The 14,841-nt window shown below is 71.3% G+C and carries 14 protein-coding genes; 9 read left to right on the top strand and 5 right to left on the bottom strand.

Features of this window, described 5'->3' with window-relative positions; translation table 11 throughout:
- Positions 1 to 196: 196 nt before the first annotated feature.
- From AB0E98_RS17055 to AB0E98_RS17045, 3 genes are all read left to right on the top strand, one after another.
- The gene (locus AB0E98_RS17055; RefSeq protein ID WP_361702922.1) at positions 197 to 1,732 is read left to right on the top strand and encodes an ABC transporter substrate-binding protein; all 1,536 of its coding nucleotides are present in this window, start codon (positions 197 to 199) and stop codon (positions 1,730 to 1,732) included.
- 177 nt (positions 1,733 to 1,909) lie between these two features.
- Complete coding sequence (locus tag AB0E98_RS17050; protein ID WP_361702921.1) at positions 1,910 to 2,776, top strand: methyltransferase domain-containing protein; 867 nt, start codon at positions 1,910 to 1,912, stop codon at positions 2,774 to 2,776.
- Between the two features lie 40 nt (positions 2,777 to 2,816).
- Positions 2,817 to 3,053, top strand: coding sequence for a hypothetical protein (locus AB0E98_RS17045; protein ID WP_311611561.1), 237 nt, complete (start codon positions 2,817 to 2,819; stop codon positions 3,051 to 3,053).
- Positions 3,054 to 3,081: 28 nt separating this feature from the next.
- On the opposite strand, the gene AB0E98_RS17040 is transcribed toward AB0E98_RS17045, so the two are convergent.
- A complete protein-coding gene (locus AB0E98_RS17040) occupies positions 3,082 to 3,864 on the bottom strand; it encodes an alpha/beta hydrolase (protein WP_361702919.1) in 783 nt (260 codons plus the stop codon).
- A 60-nt stretch (positions 3,865 to 3,924) separates the two neighbouring features.
- On the opposite strand from AB0E98_RS17040, the gene AB0E98_RS17035 reads away from it, so the two are divergent.
- Positions 3,925 to 4,320, top strand: coding sequence for a MerR family transcriptional regulator (locus AB0E98_RS17035; protein ID WP_361702917.1), 396 nt, complete (start codon positions 3,925 to 3,927; stop codon positions 4,318 to 4,320).
- A gap of 97 nt (positions 4,321 to 4,417) precedes the next feature.
- Here AB0E98_RS17035 and AB0E98_RS17030 read toward each other — a convergent pair whose 3' ends face one another.
- From AB0E98_RS17030 to sdhC, 4 genes are read right to left on the bottom strand one after another with little or no spacing between them, the layout of a single operon-like run.
- Positions 4,418 to 5,176, bottom strand: coding sequence for a succinate dehydrogenase iron-sulfur subunit (locus AB0E98_RS17030; protein ID WP_361702916.1), 759 nt, complete (start codon positions 5,174 to 5,176; stop codon positions 4,418 to 4,420).
- On the bottom strand, positions 5,176 to 6,930 hold the full coding sequence (gene sdhA / locus AB0E98_RS17025; RefSeq protein ID WP_361702914.1) for a succinate dehydrogenase flavoprotein subunit: 1,755 nt from the start codon (positions 6,928 to 6,930) through the stop codon (positions 5,176 to 5,178). The genes AB0E98_RS17030 and sdhA overlap by 1 nt, the downstream gene beginning before the upstream one ends.
- A gap of 23 nt (positions 6,931 to 6,953) precedes the next feature.
- The gene (locus AB0E98_RS17020) at positions 6,954 to 7,427 is read right to left on the bottom strand and encodes a succinate dehydrogenase hydrophobic membrane anchor subunit (RefSeq protein WP_361702913.1); all 474 of its coding nucleotides are present in this window, start codon (positions 7,425 to 7,427) and stop codon (positions 6,954 to 6,956) included.
- An 8-nt stretch (positions 7,428 to 7,435) separates the two neighbouring features.
- Complete coding sequence (gene sdhC / locus AB0E98_RS17015) at positions 7,436 to 7,816, bottom strand: succinate dehydrogenase, cytochrome b556 subunit (protein WP_311611552.1); 381 nt, start codon at positions 7,814 to 7,816, stop codon at positions 7,436 to 7,438.
- A 355-nt stretch (positions 7,817 to 8,171) separates the two neighbouring features.
- Between sdhC and AB0E98_RS17010 the strand changes: the two genes are divergently transcribed.
- The 5 genes from AB0E98_RS17010 to AB0E98_RS16990 all read left to right on the top strand — a co-directional run bounded on the left by AB0E98_RS17010 (position 8,172) and on the right by AB0E98_RS16990 (position 14,764).
- Complete coding sequence (locus AB0E98_RS17010; protein ID WP_361702910.1) at positions 8,172 to 9,824, top strand: glycoside hydrolase family 20 protein; 1,653 nt, start codon at positions 8,172 to 8,174, stop codon at positions 9,822 to 9,824.
- Positions 9,825 to 10,101: 277 nt separating this feature from the next.
- Complete coding sequence (locus AB0E98_RS17005; RefSeq protein ID WP_361702909.1) at positions 10,102 to 11,106, top strand: DUF4328 domain-containing protein; 1,005 nt, start codon at positions 10,102 to 10,104, stop codon at positions 11,104 to 11,106.
- A gap of 34 nt (positions 11,107 to 11,140) precedes the next feature.
- Positions 11,141 to 11,797, top strand: a complete 657-nt coding sequence (locus AB0E98_RS17000; protein WP_361703622.1) for an RNA polymerase sigma factor — start codon at positions 11,141 to 11,143, stop codon at positions 11,795 to 11,797.
- The gene (locus AB0E98_RS16995) at positions 11,797 to 12,960 is read left to right on the top strand and encodes a hypothetical protein (protein ID WP_361702907.1); all 1,164 of its coding nucleotides are present in this window, start codon (positions 11,797 to 11,799) and stop codon (positions 12,958 to 12,960) included. The genes AB0E98_RS17000 and AB0E98_RS16995 overlap by 1 nt, the downstream gene beginning before the upstream one ends.
- Positions 12,961 to 13,171: 211 nt before the next feature.
- Complete coding sequence (locus AB0E98_RS16990) at positions 13,172 to 14,764, top strand: methylmalonyl-CoA mutase family protein (protein WP_361702906.1); 1,593 nt, start codon at positions 13,172 to 13,174, stop codon at positions 14,762 to 14,764.
- The last annotated feature ends 77 nt before the right edge of the window (positions 14,765 to 14,841 follow it).

The raw sequence follows: 14,841 nt of genomic DNA, 5'->3' as shown, positions 1-14,841 counted from the left end.
AGCGGCCGGTTGACCCATTCCCGGGACGTACGCCCGTTCCCCCTTCTACGGTGATGCGCATCACTGGGCGGGAGGGGCGCGGGGGATGCGTGAGGTCCGGGTACGAAGAGGGTCACTACGAAGAGGGTCACTACGAAGAGGGTCACTACGAAGAGGGTCACTACGAAAAGGCTTACGCGGTCGGCGCGCGGCCGGGGTGTCGCTGACGCTCCTGCTGCTCGCGGCGGGCGCCGGCGGCTGCCGGCTCACCCCGGGGGAGGACCGCGACCGGGGGCCCGTCCAGGTCGGCACGACCGACACGGTCACCGCGCTCGACCCGGCGGGCGCCTACGACGCCGGGTCGTGGGCGCTGTACGGCAACCTCTTCCAGACCCTGCTGACCTTCGCCCCCGGTTCGAAGAACCCGGTGCCGGACGCGGCCCGCAGCTGCGGCTTCAAGGGCGACGACCTGCGGACGTACACGTGCGAGCTCCGCCCGGAGCTGAGCTTCGCCAACGGGCACGAGCTGACCGCGGAGGACGTGAAGTTCTCCTTCGACCGCATCGCCCGGATCAAGTCGCCGCAGGGCCCCGGACCGCTGCTGGACACCCTGGGCTCGGTCGAGACCTCCGGCGGCGGACGCGTCGTCACCTTCCGGCTCAAGGTCCCCGACGCGACCTTCCCGCTGAAGATCGCCACAGGCGCCGGCTCCATCGTCGACCGCCGCGCGTACCCCTTCGACGCACTGCGCCGGGGTGACCGGGTCGACGGGTCGGGCCCGTACACCCTCAAGGACTACCGGCCGGGGACGAGCGCCGAGCTCGCGCCCAACAACCAGTACGAGGGCGCCATCAAGGACGTCGGCTCCCCGGTGACGGTCCGCTACTTCCCCGACCCGGCCCGGATGAGCGACGCCTGGCGGCACGGGACCGTCGACGTCGCCGCCCGCCAGATGCCACCCGCCGACCTGGCCAAGTACTCGCTCTCCGAGACCGGCTCCCGGATGACCGAGACCTCCGGCGCAAACGCCCGCTTCCTCGTCTTCAACCTGCGCGACGGCGCCCCGGCGAAGCCGCTCGCCGTACGGCAGGCCGTCGCGTCCCTCGTCGACCGCCAGGCCCTCGCCCGGGACGTCCACCTCCGCACCGTCGAGCCGCTCTACTCGCTCGTCCCGCAGGGCTTCACCGGCCACGCCACGTCCTTCTTCGACGCCTACCCGAAGCCCGACGCGGACCGGGCCCGCCGGCTGCTGCTGGACGCCGGCGTGGTCACCCCGGTCCGCTTCACCCTCGCCTACTCCAAGGGCGCGGCCACCGACCAGGAGGCGGCCATGCTGCGCCGCCAGCTGGAGGCCACGGGACTGTTCGAGGTGACGACGAAACGGGTGGAGTGGACGGAGTTCCAGCGGGGCTACGCCCGGGGCGCGTACGACGCGTACTGCGTCAGCTGGCTGGCCGACTTCCCCGACCCGGACACCTTCACCACACCCCTGGTGGGCGACGGCAACGCCCTCCACTCCGGCTACTCCAGCCCCCTGGTGGAGAAGCTCATCCGCAAGGCCCAGCAGAACGACCAGCGCGGCCGGGTCGCGGACGACTTCCGGAGCATCCAGAAGATCGTCGCCGAGGACGTACCGCTGGTGCCGCTGTGGCAGCGGAAGGACTACGTCCTGAGCAACGCGGGCATCGCCGGGACGCAGTACCTCACGGACGGCACGGGCATCTGGCGGCTGTGGATGCTGGCCCGGATCTGAGGACTGGGGACTGAGGACTGGGGACTGGCCGGAATGATCCGCTGGGCGCGATAGGCGACCTTGTCCCGTCCGCGGCCGCGGACTTCACTCGATCGCGTACGGCTGATCAAGCACTACTGATCAAGCACTACTGATCGAGTACCGCTGATTCCCGGAACCCTCCCGGAAGGGGACGACGTGCCGCAGCAAGAAGCTCCTCAGGACCTCATCAAGGCCGAGACAGTGGGAGCCTGGTACGACAAGTTCGGCGACCTGTACCACATGACCCTCGGCGACAGCGTGCACTGCGGCCTGTGGGTGTCGCCGGACGAGCCCCATCCGGCGAGCATGGACCTCGTGGCCCTCTCCTCACAGGCGCAGGACCGCTACACCGACTACCTCATCCGCCTGATGAACGCCCGCCCCGGCGGGCACCACCTCGACATGGGCTGCGGCCCCGGCCGCCCCGCCGCCCGCCTCGCCGAGCAGAGCGGGACCCGTGTCACCGGCATCTCCGTCAGCAAGGAACAGATCGCCCGCGCCCAGGAGATGGCCCGGGCCACCGGCCTGGCCGACCGCCTCACCTTCGAGGTCGTCGACGCCATGAACCTGCCCTACGAGGACGAGAGCTTCGACACCGCCTGGGCGGTGGAGAGCCTGTGCCACATGGACCGCGCCAAAGCCCTCGGCGAGGCCTGGCGGGTGCTGCGCCCGGGCGGGCAGCTGATGATCCTGGAGTCGTCCCTGATAGCCGAGCTCACCCCCGTCGAGCTGGGCATCTACGAGACGGTCCTGGCCTCCAACCCGCCGCTTCCGATGGCCGAGTTGTTCGCCCTGCTGGAGCGGACCGGATTCCGGACGCTGGAGCTGAAGGACCTCTCGGCCAATCTGGCGATCAGCTCGGACATGATCGCCCTGCTGCTGCGCGACCGGCGCGAGGAGCTCACGGCCGCGCTGGGCGCCGAGTTCGTCGAGCAGACGGACGCCGCGTACACGGGCGTCCGCACCATCATCCGTGAGAAGACGCGTTTCTTCATGATGCTGCTGCGCAAGCCCCTCGCGTAGCGCCGGGCCCCCGGGCCGCCGCGCGTGGCAGGCTGGGGGTATGGACCGGATGGACCAGCACCCGTGGCGCTCGCCCGCCTCGCCGGGCGAGCCGCCCTACTACACGACCGACACATGCGCCGGGTGCGGCGTCGTCGTGCACGGCATCCACGGCCGGTGGACGTGCGCGGCCTGTGGCGCGTGCAGCCCCTATCAGGAGCCGCCCGAGGGCTGGGCCTCCGAGATCACCGCGGAGGAACTGGCCACGAACACGGTGGGGTACGACCGGCCGGCATAGCCCGGCGCCGTCACACACTGTGCCGACGTCACAGACCGTGCCGGCCCAGGAAGTCCAGGATCAGCTTCTGCCACTCCTCCGGCCGCTCGGCCATCGGCACATGGCCCGTGTCGATCTCCGCGTACTCCGCGCCCGCGATCCGCTCCGCGAGGAAACGGGAGTTGGCCGGGGCGACCAGTGTGTCCTGGAGAGGTGCGACGACCAGCGTGGGCACGGAGATGCCGGCGAGGTCACCGGTGGTGTCGGAGGCGCCGACCACGGCGGCCTGCTCGGCCGCCCCGGCCGGGACACCGCGCGCCACGAGCTCCAGGAAGGGCTCGACCGTCGCCTCCGGAAGGCCGTTGAAGAACGTCTCGCCGAAGCCGCTCAGCGCCACGAACCGGGCGAACCCCTCCAGGTCGCCCTGCGCCAGCAGCCGCTGCCACAGGAAGAGCGAGGCCCGCGTCCGGTTGTCGGCCTTGGCCAGGCCCGCCGTCAGGACCAGGCCCCGCACCCGCTCCGGGTGCCGGGCGGCCGCCCGTACGGAGACCATGGTGCCCAGCGAATAACCCACCAGGGTGAAACTCTCCAGCCCGGCCACGTCCGCCGCGGCCACGATCCCGTCGGCCAGCGCGTCGAGGTCCAGCGGACCGGTGGCACGCGGCGTGGCGCCGGAGCCGGGATAGTCGGGGGCCACCACCGTGTGCGCCGCGGAGAGGGCCGGGAGGATGGGGACGTAATTGCCCTCGATGCTGCCGCCCGCGCCGTGCGCGAGGAGCAGCCCGGGGCCGGTGCCGTGAACGGCCGTTGCGAGTGCGGGAATCCGTGTCATGTGGCACAGGTTGCCCCATGACATCAGTGTCAAGGTCAAGTGTGGGTGGGGGATTCGCTTATGCGTATCGGTGAACTGTCGGAACGCACGGGGGTCAGTGCGCGGTTGCTCCGCTACTACGAGCAGCAGGGACTGCTCGGCTCCGAGCGGGACAGCAATGGCTACCGTAGGTATCACCCGGCCGCGGTCCAGCGCGTTCATCGCATCCGCGAACTCCTCGACGCCGGGATGACCACCGAGGTCATCCGCACCCTGCTGCCCTGCGCCCAGGGCGGCCCCGGGCTGCTCACCTGCTCCCACTCCGTCCGGGTGGTGGACGATCAGCTCGCCCGCGTGGAGGAGCAGATGGCCGAGCTGGAGCGGAAGAAGGAGGCGCTGCGCGGGGTGAGCCGGGCGATGGAGGCCCGCCGCCGCGAGGACGAGGCGCTGGCGCGCATGGCGCTCAAGTCCGCCTGACGCCGCCTGACTCCGCCGGACGACGGGCGAGGGCCCGCCCCCACCCGAAGGTGGGAGACGGGCCCTCGCCGAAACGGCCGGGTGACCGGACCGGAGGTCAGAAGCGGCGCGTGATCAGCGCCCGCTTCACCTCCTGGATCGCCTTGGTGACCTCGATGCCACGCGGGCAGGCGTCCGTGCAGTTGAAGGTCGTGCGGCAGCGCCACACGCCGTCCTTGTCGTTCAGGATCTCCAGGCGCTGCTCGCCCGCCTCGTCACGCGAGTCGAAGATGAAGCGGTGCGCGTTGACGATCGCCGCCGGGCCGAAGTACTGGCCGTCGTTCCAGAACACCGGGCACGACGAGGTGCACGCGGCGCACAGGATGCACTTGGTGGTGTCGTCGAAGCGCTCGCGGTCCTCGGCGGTCTGCAGACGCTCGCGCGTCGGCTCGTTGCCCTTGGTGATCAGGAACGGCATGACGTCGCGGTAGGCCTGGAAGAACGGCTCCATGTCGACCACGAGGTCCTTGAGGACCGTCAGCCCCTTGATGGGCTCGACCGTGATCGGCTTGGCCGGGTCGATGTCCTTGATCAGGGTCTTGCAGGCCAGCCGGTTCTTGCCGTTGATCCGCATGGCGTCGGAGCCGCAGATGCCGTGCGCGCAGGAGCGACGGAAGGTCAGCGAGCCGTCCAGGTCCCACTTGATCTTGTGGAGACCGTCGAGCACGCGCTCCTTCGGGTCGATCTCGACCTGGAAGTCCTGCCAGGTGGCCTCCGCCGAGACCTCCGGGTTGAACCGGCGGATGCGGAAGGTGACCGTGATGTACGGCGAGGCCTGCGCCTCGGCCTCCACCTTCTCGAGAGTCGGGGTGCTCATCAGTACTTACGCTCCATCGGCTGGTAGCGGGTCTGGACGACCGGCTTGTAGTCGAGGCGGATCGAGTCCTTGCCGTCCGCGTCGACCTCGCGGTACGCCATGGTGTGGCGCATGAAGTTGACGTCGTCGCGGTTCGGGAAGTCCTCGCGGTAGTGACCACCGCGGGACTCCTTGCGCGCCAGCGCGGACACGGCCATCACCTCGGCCAGGTCGAGCAGGTTGCCCAGCTCGATGGCCTCCAGCAGGTCGGTGTTGAAGCGCTTGCCCTTGTCCTGGACGGACACGTTCTTGTAGCGCTCGCGCAGCTCGGCGATCTTCTCGACGGCCGTCTTGATGGTCTGCTCGGTGCGGAAGACCATGACGTTGGCGTCCATGGTCTCCTGGAGCTCGTTGCGGAGCTCGGCGACCCGCTCCTTGCCGGTGGAGTTCCGCAGCCGCTCGACCTGCTCCACGACGAGCTCGGCAGGGTTCTCCGGCAGCTCGACGAAGTCGGCCTTCTGGGCGTACTCGGCGGCGGCGATGCCGGAGCGACGACCGAAGACGTTGATGTCGAGCAGCGAGTTGGTGCCCAGGCGGTTGGCGCCGTGCACGGACACGCACGCGACCTCGCCGGCGGCGTAGAGGCCGGGGACGACGGTGTCGTTGTCGGCCAGCACCTCGCCCTCGACGTTGGTCGGGATGCCGCCCATGGCGTAGTGCGCGGTCGGCTGGATCGGGATCGGGTCCGTGTAGGGCTCGATGCCGAGGTACGTCCGGGCGAACTCGGTGATGTCCGGGAGCTTGGCGTCCAGCTGCTCCGGCGGCAGGTGGGTGAGGTCCAGGTAGACGTGGTCGCCCTCGGGACCGCAGCCGCGGCCCTCGCGGATCTCCGTGTAGATGGAGCGCGAGACGACGTCGCGCGAGGCGAGGTCCTTCATGACGGGCGCGTACTTCTCCATGAAGCGCTCGCCGTCCTTGTTGCGGAGGATGCCGCCCTCACCGCGGGCGCCCTCCGTCAGCAGGATGCCCATGCGCCAGATGCCCGTCGGGTGGAACTGGAAGAACTCCATGTCCTCCAGGGGCAGGCCGCGGCGGTAGCAGGCCGCCTGGCCGTCACCCGTGAGGGTGTGGGCGTTGGAGGTCACCTTGAAGAACTTGCCGGTGCCGCCGGAGGCGTAGATGACCGACTTGGCCTGGAAGACGTGGATCTCGCCGGTGGCGAGCTCGTACGCCACCACACCGGCGGACTTCTTGACGCCGTCGACCTCGGTGAGCAGCTGGTCCAGGACGTAGAACTCGTTGAAGAACTCCACGCCCTCCTTGACGCAGTTCTGGTACAGCGTCTGGAGGATCATGTGGCCGGTGCGGTCCGCGGCGTAGCAGGACCGGCGGACCGGGGCCTCGCCGTGGTTACGGCTGTGACCGCCGAAGCGGCGCTGGTCGATGGTGCCGTCCGGGGTGCGGTTGAACGGCAGGCCCATCTTCTCGAGGTCGAGGACCGCGTCGATGGCCTCCTTCGCCAGGATCTCGGCGGCGTCCTGGTCGACCAGGTAGTCGCCACCCTTGATCGTGTCGAAGGTGTGCCACTCCCAGTTGTCCTCCTCGACGTTCGCGAGGGCGGCGGCCATGCCGCCCTGCGCGGCGCCGGTGTGGGAGCGCGTGGGGTAGAGCTTGGTGAGCACCGCGGTGCGGCTGCGCTTGGTCGACTCGATGGCCGCGCGCATGCCGGCGCCACCGGCGCCGACGATGACGGTGTCGTACTTGTGGATCTTCATCGTGATTACCTCAGCCCCGTGGCCTAGCGGATGTTCGGGTCGAAGGTGAAGATCACCAGCGTGCCCAGCAGGACGGTGAACACCGTGGCGGTGTACAGCAGCATCTTCAGCCAGAAGCGGGTGTTGTCCCGCTCCGCGTAGTCGTTGATGACCGTGCGCAGGCCGTTGGCGCCGTGGAGCATCGCCAGCCACAGCATGATCAGGTCCCAGGCCTGCCAGAACGGGGAGGCCCAGCGGCCGGCCACGAAGGCGAAGCCGATCTTGTTGACGCCGCCGTCGAGAACGAGCTGGATCAGCAGGTGGCCGAGGACCAGGACGACCAGCACGATGCCGGACAGGCGCATGAAGAGCCAGCCGTACATCTCGAAGTTGGTGCGCGTCGCCTTGGGGGTCTTCTTGGTGCGCTTGCGCGGCGCCTCGATGACCGGGGCCGGGTTGTCGACGTCGTAGAGCGACACGGAGGCGTCGGTCACGGCGGGGGTGGTTTCAGCGGACATCTCGCGACTCAGCTCCCGAACAGCGTGCGCAGCGTGTGCTGGAGCACGGGGTAGAAAGCGCCTGCCATCAGCACGACCCAGACACCGACGACGCTCCACAGCATCTGCTTCTGGTACCGCGGTCCCTTGGACCAGAAGTCCACCGCGATGACGCGGAGGCCGTTCAGGGCGTGGAAGAGGATGGCGGCCACGAGGCCGTACTCCATCAGGTTGACGATCGGTGTCTTGTACGTGGCGACGACGTCGTCATATGCCTCGGGGGAGACACGGACGAGAGCGGTGTCGAGGACGTGTACGAACAGGAAGAAGAAAATGAGGACGCCAGTGACTCGATGAGCCACCCAGGACCACATGCCTTCCCGGCCGCGGTACAGCGTTCCAGCCGGCACGGAAAACCCTCCGGGAGCGGGGATTGGGGCCTGCCGGCTTCACTGTCGGTCGGGCCCGGCCGGGTACGGTCCACCGGCCCTGGCCATCGTAGCGACGCCTTGTCGGTTCGGTCCCCCGGGGTACGGCAGGTGTGATCAAACAGGCACGTACGGCCTAGGCCGAGCGGAATCCGCGGGCCCAGGGGGCCGTACCGAAACCTTCCCGAGTCCGGGCCGAGATCGCACCGAGACCCCGCCCGGACCCCGCCGGATCCCTTGGAATTCAAGCTTCCGGCGTGTCCGGGGGGATGTGGGGGGTAGTCAGGGAGAAAACCCATATCTTCGACACCAAAGCCCCAAATGGGAGGTTTTCTCCATGGGACGGTCTGTCAGGATCACCCGGGCTTCGGCCGTCCGGGGAACGGTGGCCAGCTGCGCCCTCCTCGCCACCATGACCCTCATGGGCTGTCCGCGCGACGGCCACGCCGGGCACCCGGGCGCCGACGACTCCCGTTCCGCCCAGGGCTCCGCCGCCGGGGCCCCGGCCGCCTCCACCCCCGCCGCCTCGGGCCCGGCCACCGTCTCCCCGTCCACACCCGTACCGCAGGGCCCTCCTGACGTGGTCCCGGCCGTCCGGGAGTACACCCAGCGCTCCGGCCCCGGCTGGCGGCCCGCGCCCGGCGCCCGGGTGGTGGCCGCGGCCGGGAAACCGGCCGACGAGGCCCGCCGGCTCGCCGGCGACCTGGGGCTCACCTACGACGCCGGGCCCGCCCGCCCCGGCGACGTGGAGCTGATCGCACGCGCCGGACAGGCCGGCGGCCCCGAGTCGTACGAGCTGACCGTCCAGGACCGCAAGGTCACCGTCACCGCCCCCGAGGCCGCCGGCCTCTTCTACGGCACCCGGACCGTCGTCCAGGCCGTGCGCGGCGGCGGGGGACTGCCCGAGGGCGTGATCAAGGACGCGCCCGACCGGCCCCAGCGCGGCCTCAACCTCGACACCGCCCGCAAGCACTTCACCGCCGACTGGATCGCGGCCCGGCTGCGCGAGCTCGCCGACCTCAAGCTCAACCAGCTCGGTCTGCACTTCTCCGACGACCAGGGTTTCCGGATCGAGAGCTCCTCCCACCCCGAGGCCGTCTCCCCCCAGCACCTCACCAAGGCCGAGCTCCGCCGGATCGTGGCCCTCGCCTCCGACCTCCACATCACCGTCGTCCCCGAGATCGACTCGCCCGGCCACCTCGGCGCGGTCATCGCCGCCCGCCCGGCCCTCCAGCTCCGCGACGCGAGCGGTACGGCGGCGCGGGGCGCGGTCGACATCGGCAACCCCGAGTCCGCGCGGGTCGTCGACGACCTTTTGCGGGAGTACGCCCCGCTCTTTCCCGGCCCCTGGTTCCACCTGGGCGCCGACGAGTACCGGGCCCTGATGTCCCGTGACCCGCAGGCCTCCTACCCCCGGCTGGCCCAGCTGGCCCGTCAGCGGTTCGGCCCCCAGGGCCGGGTCCAGGACCTGGCCACGGCCTGGCTGAACGACCGGGCGGCCGTGGTGCGCGGCCTGGGCAAGACCCCCAAGGCGTGGAACGACGGCTTCTTCACGGGCGGGGTCGTCGCCCCGGACAAATCCATCGAAGTCGAATACTGGACAGGCAAGGAGATCGGCGCGCGTCGCCCGCAGGACTACCTGAACGAGGGACGCACGGTGGTCAACCTGAACGACGAATACCTCTATTACGTGCTCGGCGAGCCCAACGATTTCCGCTATCCGACGGGGGAGCGGATCTACGGAGCGTGGTCGCCGCCCGTCCTGCGGGGCACGGGCCCCGTTCCGGCGAACGTGGCGTCCGGCGCGGACCGGGTGCCCGGCGGGCGGCTCGCGGTCTGGTGCGATCGTGCCGACGCGCAGTCGCCGGAGCAGGTGGCGGCGGGAATCAGGCTGCCGCTCGCGGCGGTCTCCCAGCGGCTGTGGGACCCGCGGCCGCCGCGGCTGTCGTGGGCGGACTTCGCGGCCCTCGCGGGGCGGGTGCGGCGCTGAGCGGGAAGCCGGGCGGGAAGCCGGGCGGGAATCGGACGGGGACGGCCGGGGCCGCCACCCCCCACAGGAGAGGCCCCGACCGCCGTCCGCTGCGAACCCTGGTGGGGCACGCATCTCTTACAGCGCCGGTAATCGAAAATTCGTCACTCCACTTCTTCCCCGGGCCGGGGCCGGTCGTCCGGAGCGCGTAATATCACCCGCTCGTAGCCGTTTGACCACGTCACGATTCCTGGGGGTCCTGCCGATGTATCCGTGCGGTCGATGCCGCGCTGCCGCCGTGGGACCGGACGGCCGGTGCGCCGCCTGTGGCGCCTACCAGCAGCCGCACACGGCCGCGCAGCCGCATCCCGCCCCGGGCCCGTACGGGTACGGATACCCGCAGCCGTATCCGTACCCGGCCGCCATGCCCGGCCCGGTCGGCGGGGTGGATCTGCGGCGCGGCGTACGGATCGCCCTGAACGTCCTGCTGGGCGTGGTCGCCCTGCTGCTGATGCTGCGCCTCGCGGCCGTCGGCCAGCAGCGCAGCGTGATTCAGGACATCCTCGACAACGGCCATCCGGGCTCGTCCGCCTCCGACGCCGTCGACGACGCCGACTCCTTCGCCGGCGCGATGACCGTGCTGTCGTTCCTCGGCATGGCGGCCACGGCGGTCCTGTGGGTGATCTGGTTCCGCCGGGTGCGCCTCAACGCCGAGGTGTTCGCGCCCGGTACCCACCGTTTCGGCAGTGGCTGGGCGGTGGGCAGCTGGTTCACCCCGGTCGTGAACCTCTGGTTCCCCAAGCAGATGGCGAACGACACCTACCGGGCCAGCGCCCCCGGCGGCCCGCAGAGCGCCCCCAAGGGCCTGCTCAACGCCTGGTGGGTGCTGTGGATCGCGGCCAACGTGCTCAGCGCGGTGGGCGACGGCATGTCCTCGGTCGCCTCGCGCAAGCTCAGGCTTCAATCCGGCTCCGGCTCCGACTGGAGGAACGCCGTCGAGCTGCTCAACAGCTCCCTCGCCGTCGACGGCCTGTCCGTGCTGCTGCTCCTTGCCGACACGGTGTTCGCGCTGCTCGTCGTCCGGCAGCTGACGCGGATGCAGGAGCAGCGGGCCATGGCCGGCCCCCTGGCGATGCCGCCCGCCCCGCCGTTCGTACCGTCGCCCGCCGCGCCGTACGCGGCTCCGCCCGTCCCGCCCTTCGCGCCGCCCGCCGTCCCGCCGTACGGGGCACCGGTCGGGGGCGCTCCCTACGGCCCGCCGCCTCAGCAGAATCCTTTCGGCGCCGGTCCGGCGGCCTCCTGAACCGCGAGTGCGATCAGTGGTGCAGGATGTGAGCGTGCAGGGGGACGACGCTGAGCTGACCGTCGCGGTGCGCGCGGCGCAGAGCGGGGACGAAACGGCATTCCGTACGGTCTACCGGACCGTGCACCCGCGCCTGCTCGGGTACGTGCGCACGCTGGTCGGCGAGGTCGACGCGGAGGACGTGGCCTCGGAGGCGTGGCTCCAGATAGCCAGGGACCTGGAGCGGTTCACCGGCGACGCCGACCGCTTCCGCGGCTGGGCGGCCAGGATCGCCCGCAACCGCGCCCTCGACCACATACGCATGCGCGGCCGGCGCCCGGCCATAGGCGGCGACGAGAGCGAGCTCGCCGCGCGGGCCGCCGACGCGGACACCGCCGGGGAGGCATTGGAGGCCCTCGGCACGGGGCGTACCCTCGCCCTCATCGCCCAGCTTCCGCAGGACCAGGCCGAGGCCGTGGTGCTGCGGGTGGTCGTCGGCCTCGACGCCAAGAGCGCCGCCGGAGTGCTGGGCAAACGGCCCGGCGCGGTGCGCACCGCCGCGCACCGCGGCCTGCGGCGGCTCGCCGAGCTGGTGACGGCGGGCCCCGGCGGGCCCTCGGCCGTCGATGCCGGCCAGGACCGGCGGGCCGGCGGAGCGAACGTTTCTTCCGGTGTGACGCAATTGCGCGCGCGGACGCAGAAGGACATGTGATGTCGGACGACCACCGGTACGAGCACGACTGGCTGGATGACGACGCCGTGGAGCGGCTGCTGCGCGGTGACTTCTTCGCTTCCCGCGAGGGAGCGGGCGCGCCGGGCGCGCCTGCCGCCGGGTCCGCTCCCGCCGGGTCCGCTGCCGGGTTCCCCGCCGGTGACGGGGCCGGGGCCGTCGCGAAGCGGCTGGAGACGGCCTTCCGCTCCCTGTCTGACATCCCGTCGGCGGGAGCCGCCCCGCTGCCCGGTGAGGAGGCCGCGCTCGCGGCCTTCCGCGAGGCGCGCGCCGCCTCGGCGGCTCCGGCCGTCACGGCCGCCCTCGCCCCCGTCGCCGCGCGAGGCGCCGGGCTGTGGCCCGTCGAAGCCTTGCGCTCCTTCCTGCGCCGTCCCGCCCGGACGGCCCTCGCGCTGGCGCTCGCGGGCTGCGCGGTGGGCGGTGTCGCGGTCGCGGCCGGTACGGGCGTCCTGCCCGGGCCGTTCGGCAGGTCCGGCAAGGAGCCGTCGCCCTCCGCCAGCGTGACCCTCGCCGACGACACCGACATGGCGACGGTCGCCCCCGGCGTGCCCACCCCCGGAACCACCCCCGGCCCCGGAGCAAGCGCCCACCCCAGCGGTCGCCCGGACCCCTCCCGTACCCCCGGTGACAAGGAGTCCGGACCGGCGTCCGGCTCCTCGGCGAGCCCGTCGCACGGCGACGAGGACGACGCCAGGGGTGGGAAGGACGACAAGGGGAACAAGGGCGACAAGCCCGGCAAGGACGGCAGGAACGACGACCCCGGTGCCCTCGACAACGGCAAGGCGGGCCGTGTCTGGGCCGCCAAGGTCTGCCGCGAGTTTCTCGCCAACGGCAAGCGCGACGGCAACAACGGCACCGGCAACGGGAACGCCAACGGCAAGGGTCTCGACGAGGACGAGGCCCGCACCCTGGAGCGGTTCGCCGGTGGCTCGTCGGCCGTCCGGACGTACTGCGAGCGTGTCCTCGCCTCCGACGGCCAGGACGGTGACGGCTCGGTGTGGGACGACCTCGTCAACCGCGCCCCGCGCACCCGCAGCATGCCCCACGTCAGCGTGCCGGCCCCCGCCGCGACAGCGGGTGCGACAGCTGGTGCGACAGCGGGCGCCACGCCGGGTGTGACACTTTTCGGGGCGTCGGCGCTGTAGGTAGTGAGCCGACTGGTCATCGGCTGCGCGGAGCCGAAGTTCCCCCCCATTAGTCGGCTCCGCGCACCTTGGCGCGGGCGGGGCTTTTCCCCCGGTCCTGCCCGCGCCCCCCTTCCCCCTTCGCCGTGTGTGGCGACCGGGACGGACACCTCCGGAGGACTACAGTCCGAAGTGGAGGCTTCCGGAACCCGAACAGCGGGAGGCGTGTCCCATGACGACCCGATCGCGGGCGACCGAGTCCGGACTGCCCGTCAAGCCCGTCTACGACCCGGAGGCCCTCGCCGGCTGGGATCCCGGGGACCGGCTCGGCGCCCCCGGCGCGTACCCCTTCACCCGTGGCGTGTACCCGACGATGTACACCGAGCGCCCCTGGACCATGCGCCAGTACGCGGGCTTCGGCACGGCCGCCGAGTCCAACGCCCGCTACCGCCGGCTCATCGCCGACGGCGGCCACGGCCTGTCCGTCGCCTTCGACCTGCCCACCCAGATGGGCCACGACTCCGACGCGCCGATCGCGAGCGGCGAGGTCGGCAAGGTCGGCGTCGCGATCGACTCGGTCGAGGACATGCGGGAGCTCTTCGACGGCATCCCGCTGGGCGACGTGTCCACGTCGATGACCATCAACGCCCCGGCCGCCCTGCTGCTCCTGCTCTACCAGCTGGTGGCCGAGGAGCAGGGCGTGCCCGCGAGCCGCCTGACCGGGACGATCCAGAACGACGTCCTCAAGGAGTACATCGCGCGCGGGACGTACATCTTCCCGCCCCAGCCCTCGCTGCGGCTGACCGCCGACATCTTCGCCTACTGCCGGACCGAGATCCCCCGCTGGAACACCATCTCCGTCTCCGGCTACCACATCGCCGAGGCCGGCGCCTCGCCCGTGCAGGAGGTCGCCTTCACCCTCGCCGACGCCGTCCAGTACGTCCGTACGGCCGTCGCCGCCGGGATGGACGTCGACGACTTCGCGCCCCGGATCTCCTTCTTCTTCGTCGCCCGTACGACCCTGCTGGAGGAGGTCGCCAAATTCCGGGCGGCCCGGAGGATCTGGGCCCGGCTGATGCGGGATGAATTCGGGGCGAAGAACCCCAGATCGCAGATGCTGCGCTTTCACACCCAGACCGCGGGGGTGCAGCTCACCGCGCAACAGCCCGAGATCAACCTCGTGCGCGTCGCCGTCCAGGGCCTGGCCGCCGTGCTCGGCGGCACCCAGTCGCTGCACACCAACTCCTACGACGAGGCCATCGCCCTGCCCACCGAGAAGGCGGCCCGGCTCGCCCTGCGCACCCAGCAGGTGCTCGCCCACGAGACGGACGTCACCGCCACGGTCGACCCGTTCGCGGGCTCCTACGCGATCGAGTCGATGACGGACGAGCTGGAGTTCGCGGCCCTGGAGCTGATGGACGAGATCGAGGCCATGGGCGGCGCGGTCGCCGCCATCGAGCGGGGCTTCCAGAAGGGCGAGATCGAGCGCAACGCCTATCGCGTCGCGCGCGAGACCGAGTCGGGCGACCGCGTCGTCGTGGGCGTCAACCGCTTCCGCGTCGACGAGGAGGAGCCGTACGAGCCGCTGCGCGTCGACCCGGACATCGAGGCGCGGCAGCGCGAGCGCCTGGCGAGGCTCCGGGCGGACCGCGACGGCCGCGCGGTCACGCGCGAACTGGACGCGCTGCGGCGGGCGGCGGAGAGCGAGGCGGAGAACGTCCTGCCCCCGATGCGGGAAGCCCTCCGGGCCCGGGCCACGGTGGGGGAGGTGTGCGGGGCGCTGCGGGAGGTGTGGGGGACGCATGTGCCGGCGGACTCGTTCTGACGGCCCCGAGCCCTCCGGGGCGGCCCGCAGCCGGGCCGGTCCTCGTCTTGGCGGCGTGGCCGAAAGGTGAGGGACAC

The organism is Streptomyces sp. NPDC037389, assembly GCF_040636475.1.
Classification (GTDB): Bacteria; Actinomycetota; Actinomycetes; order Streptomycetales; family Streptomycetaceae; genus Streptomyces; species Streptomyces hesseae.
Note: the sequence above shows the minus strand (reverse complement) of the source record. Positions and strands in the feature narration are given on the sequence as shown.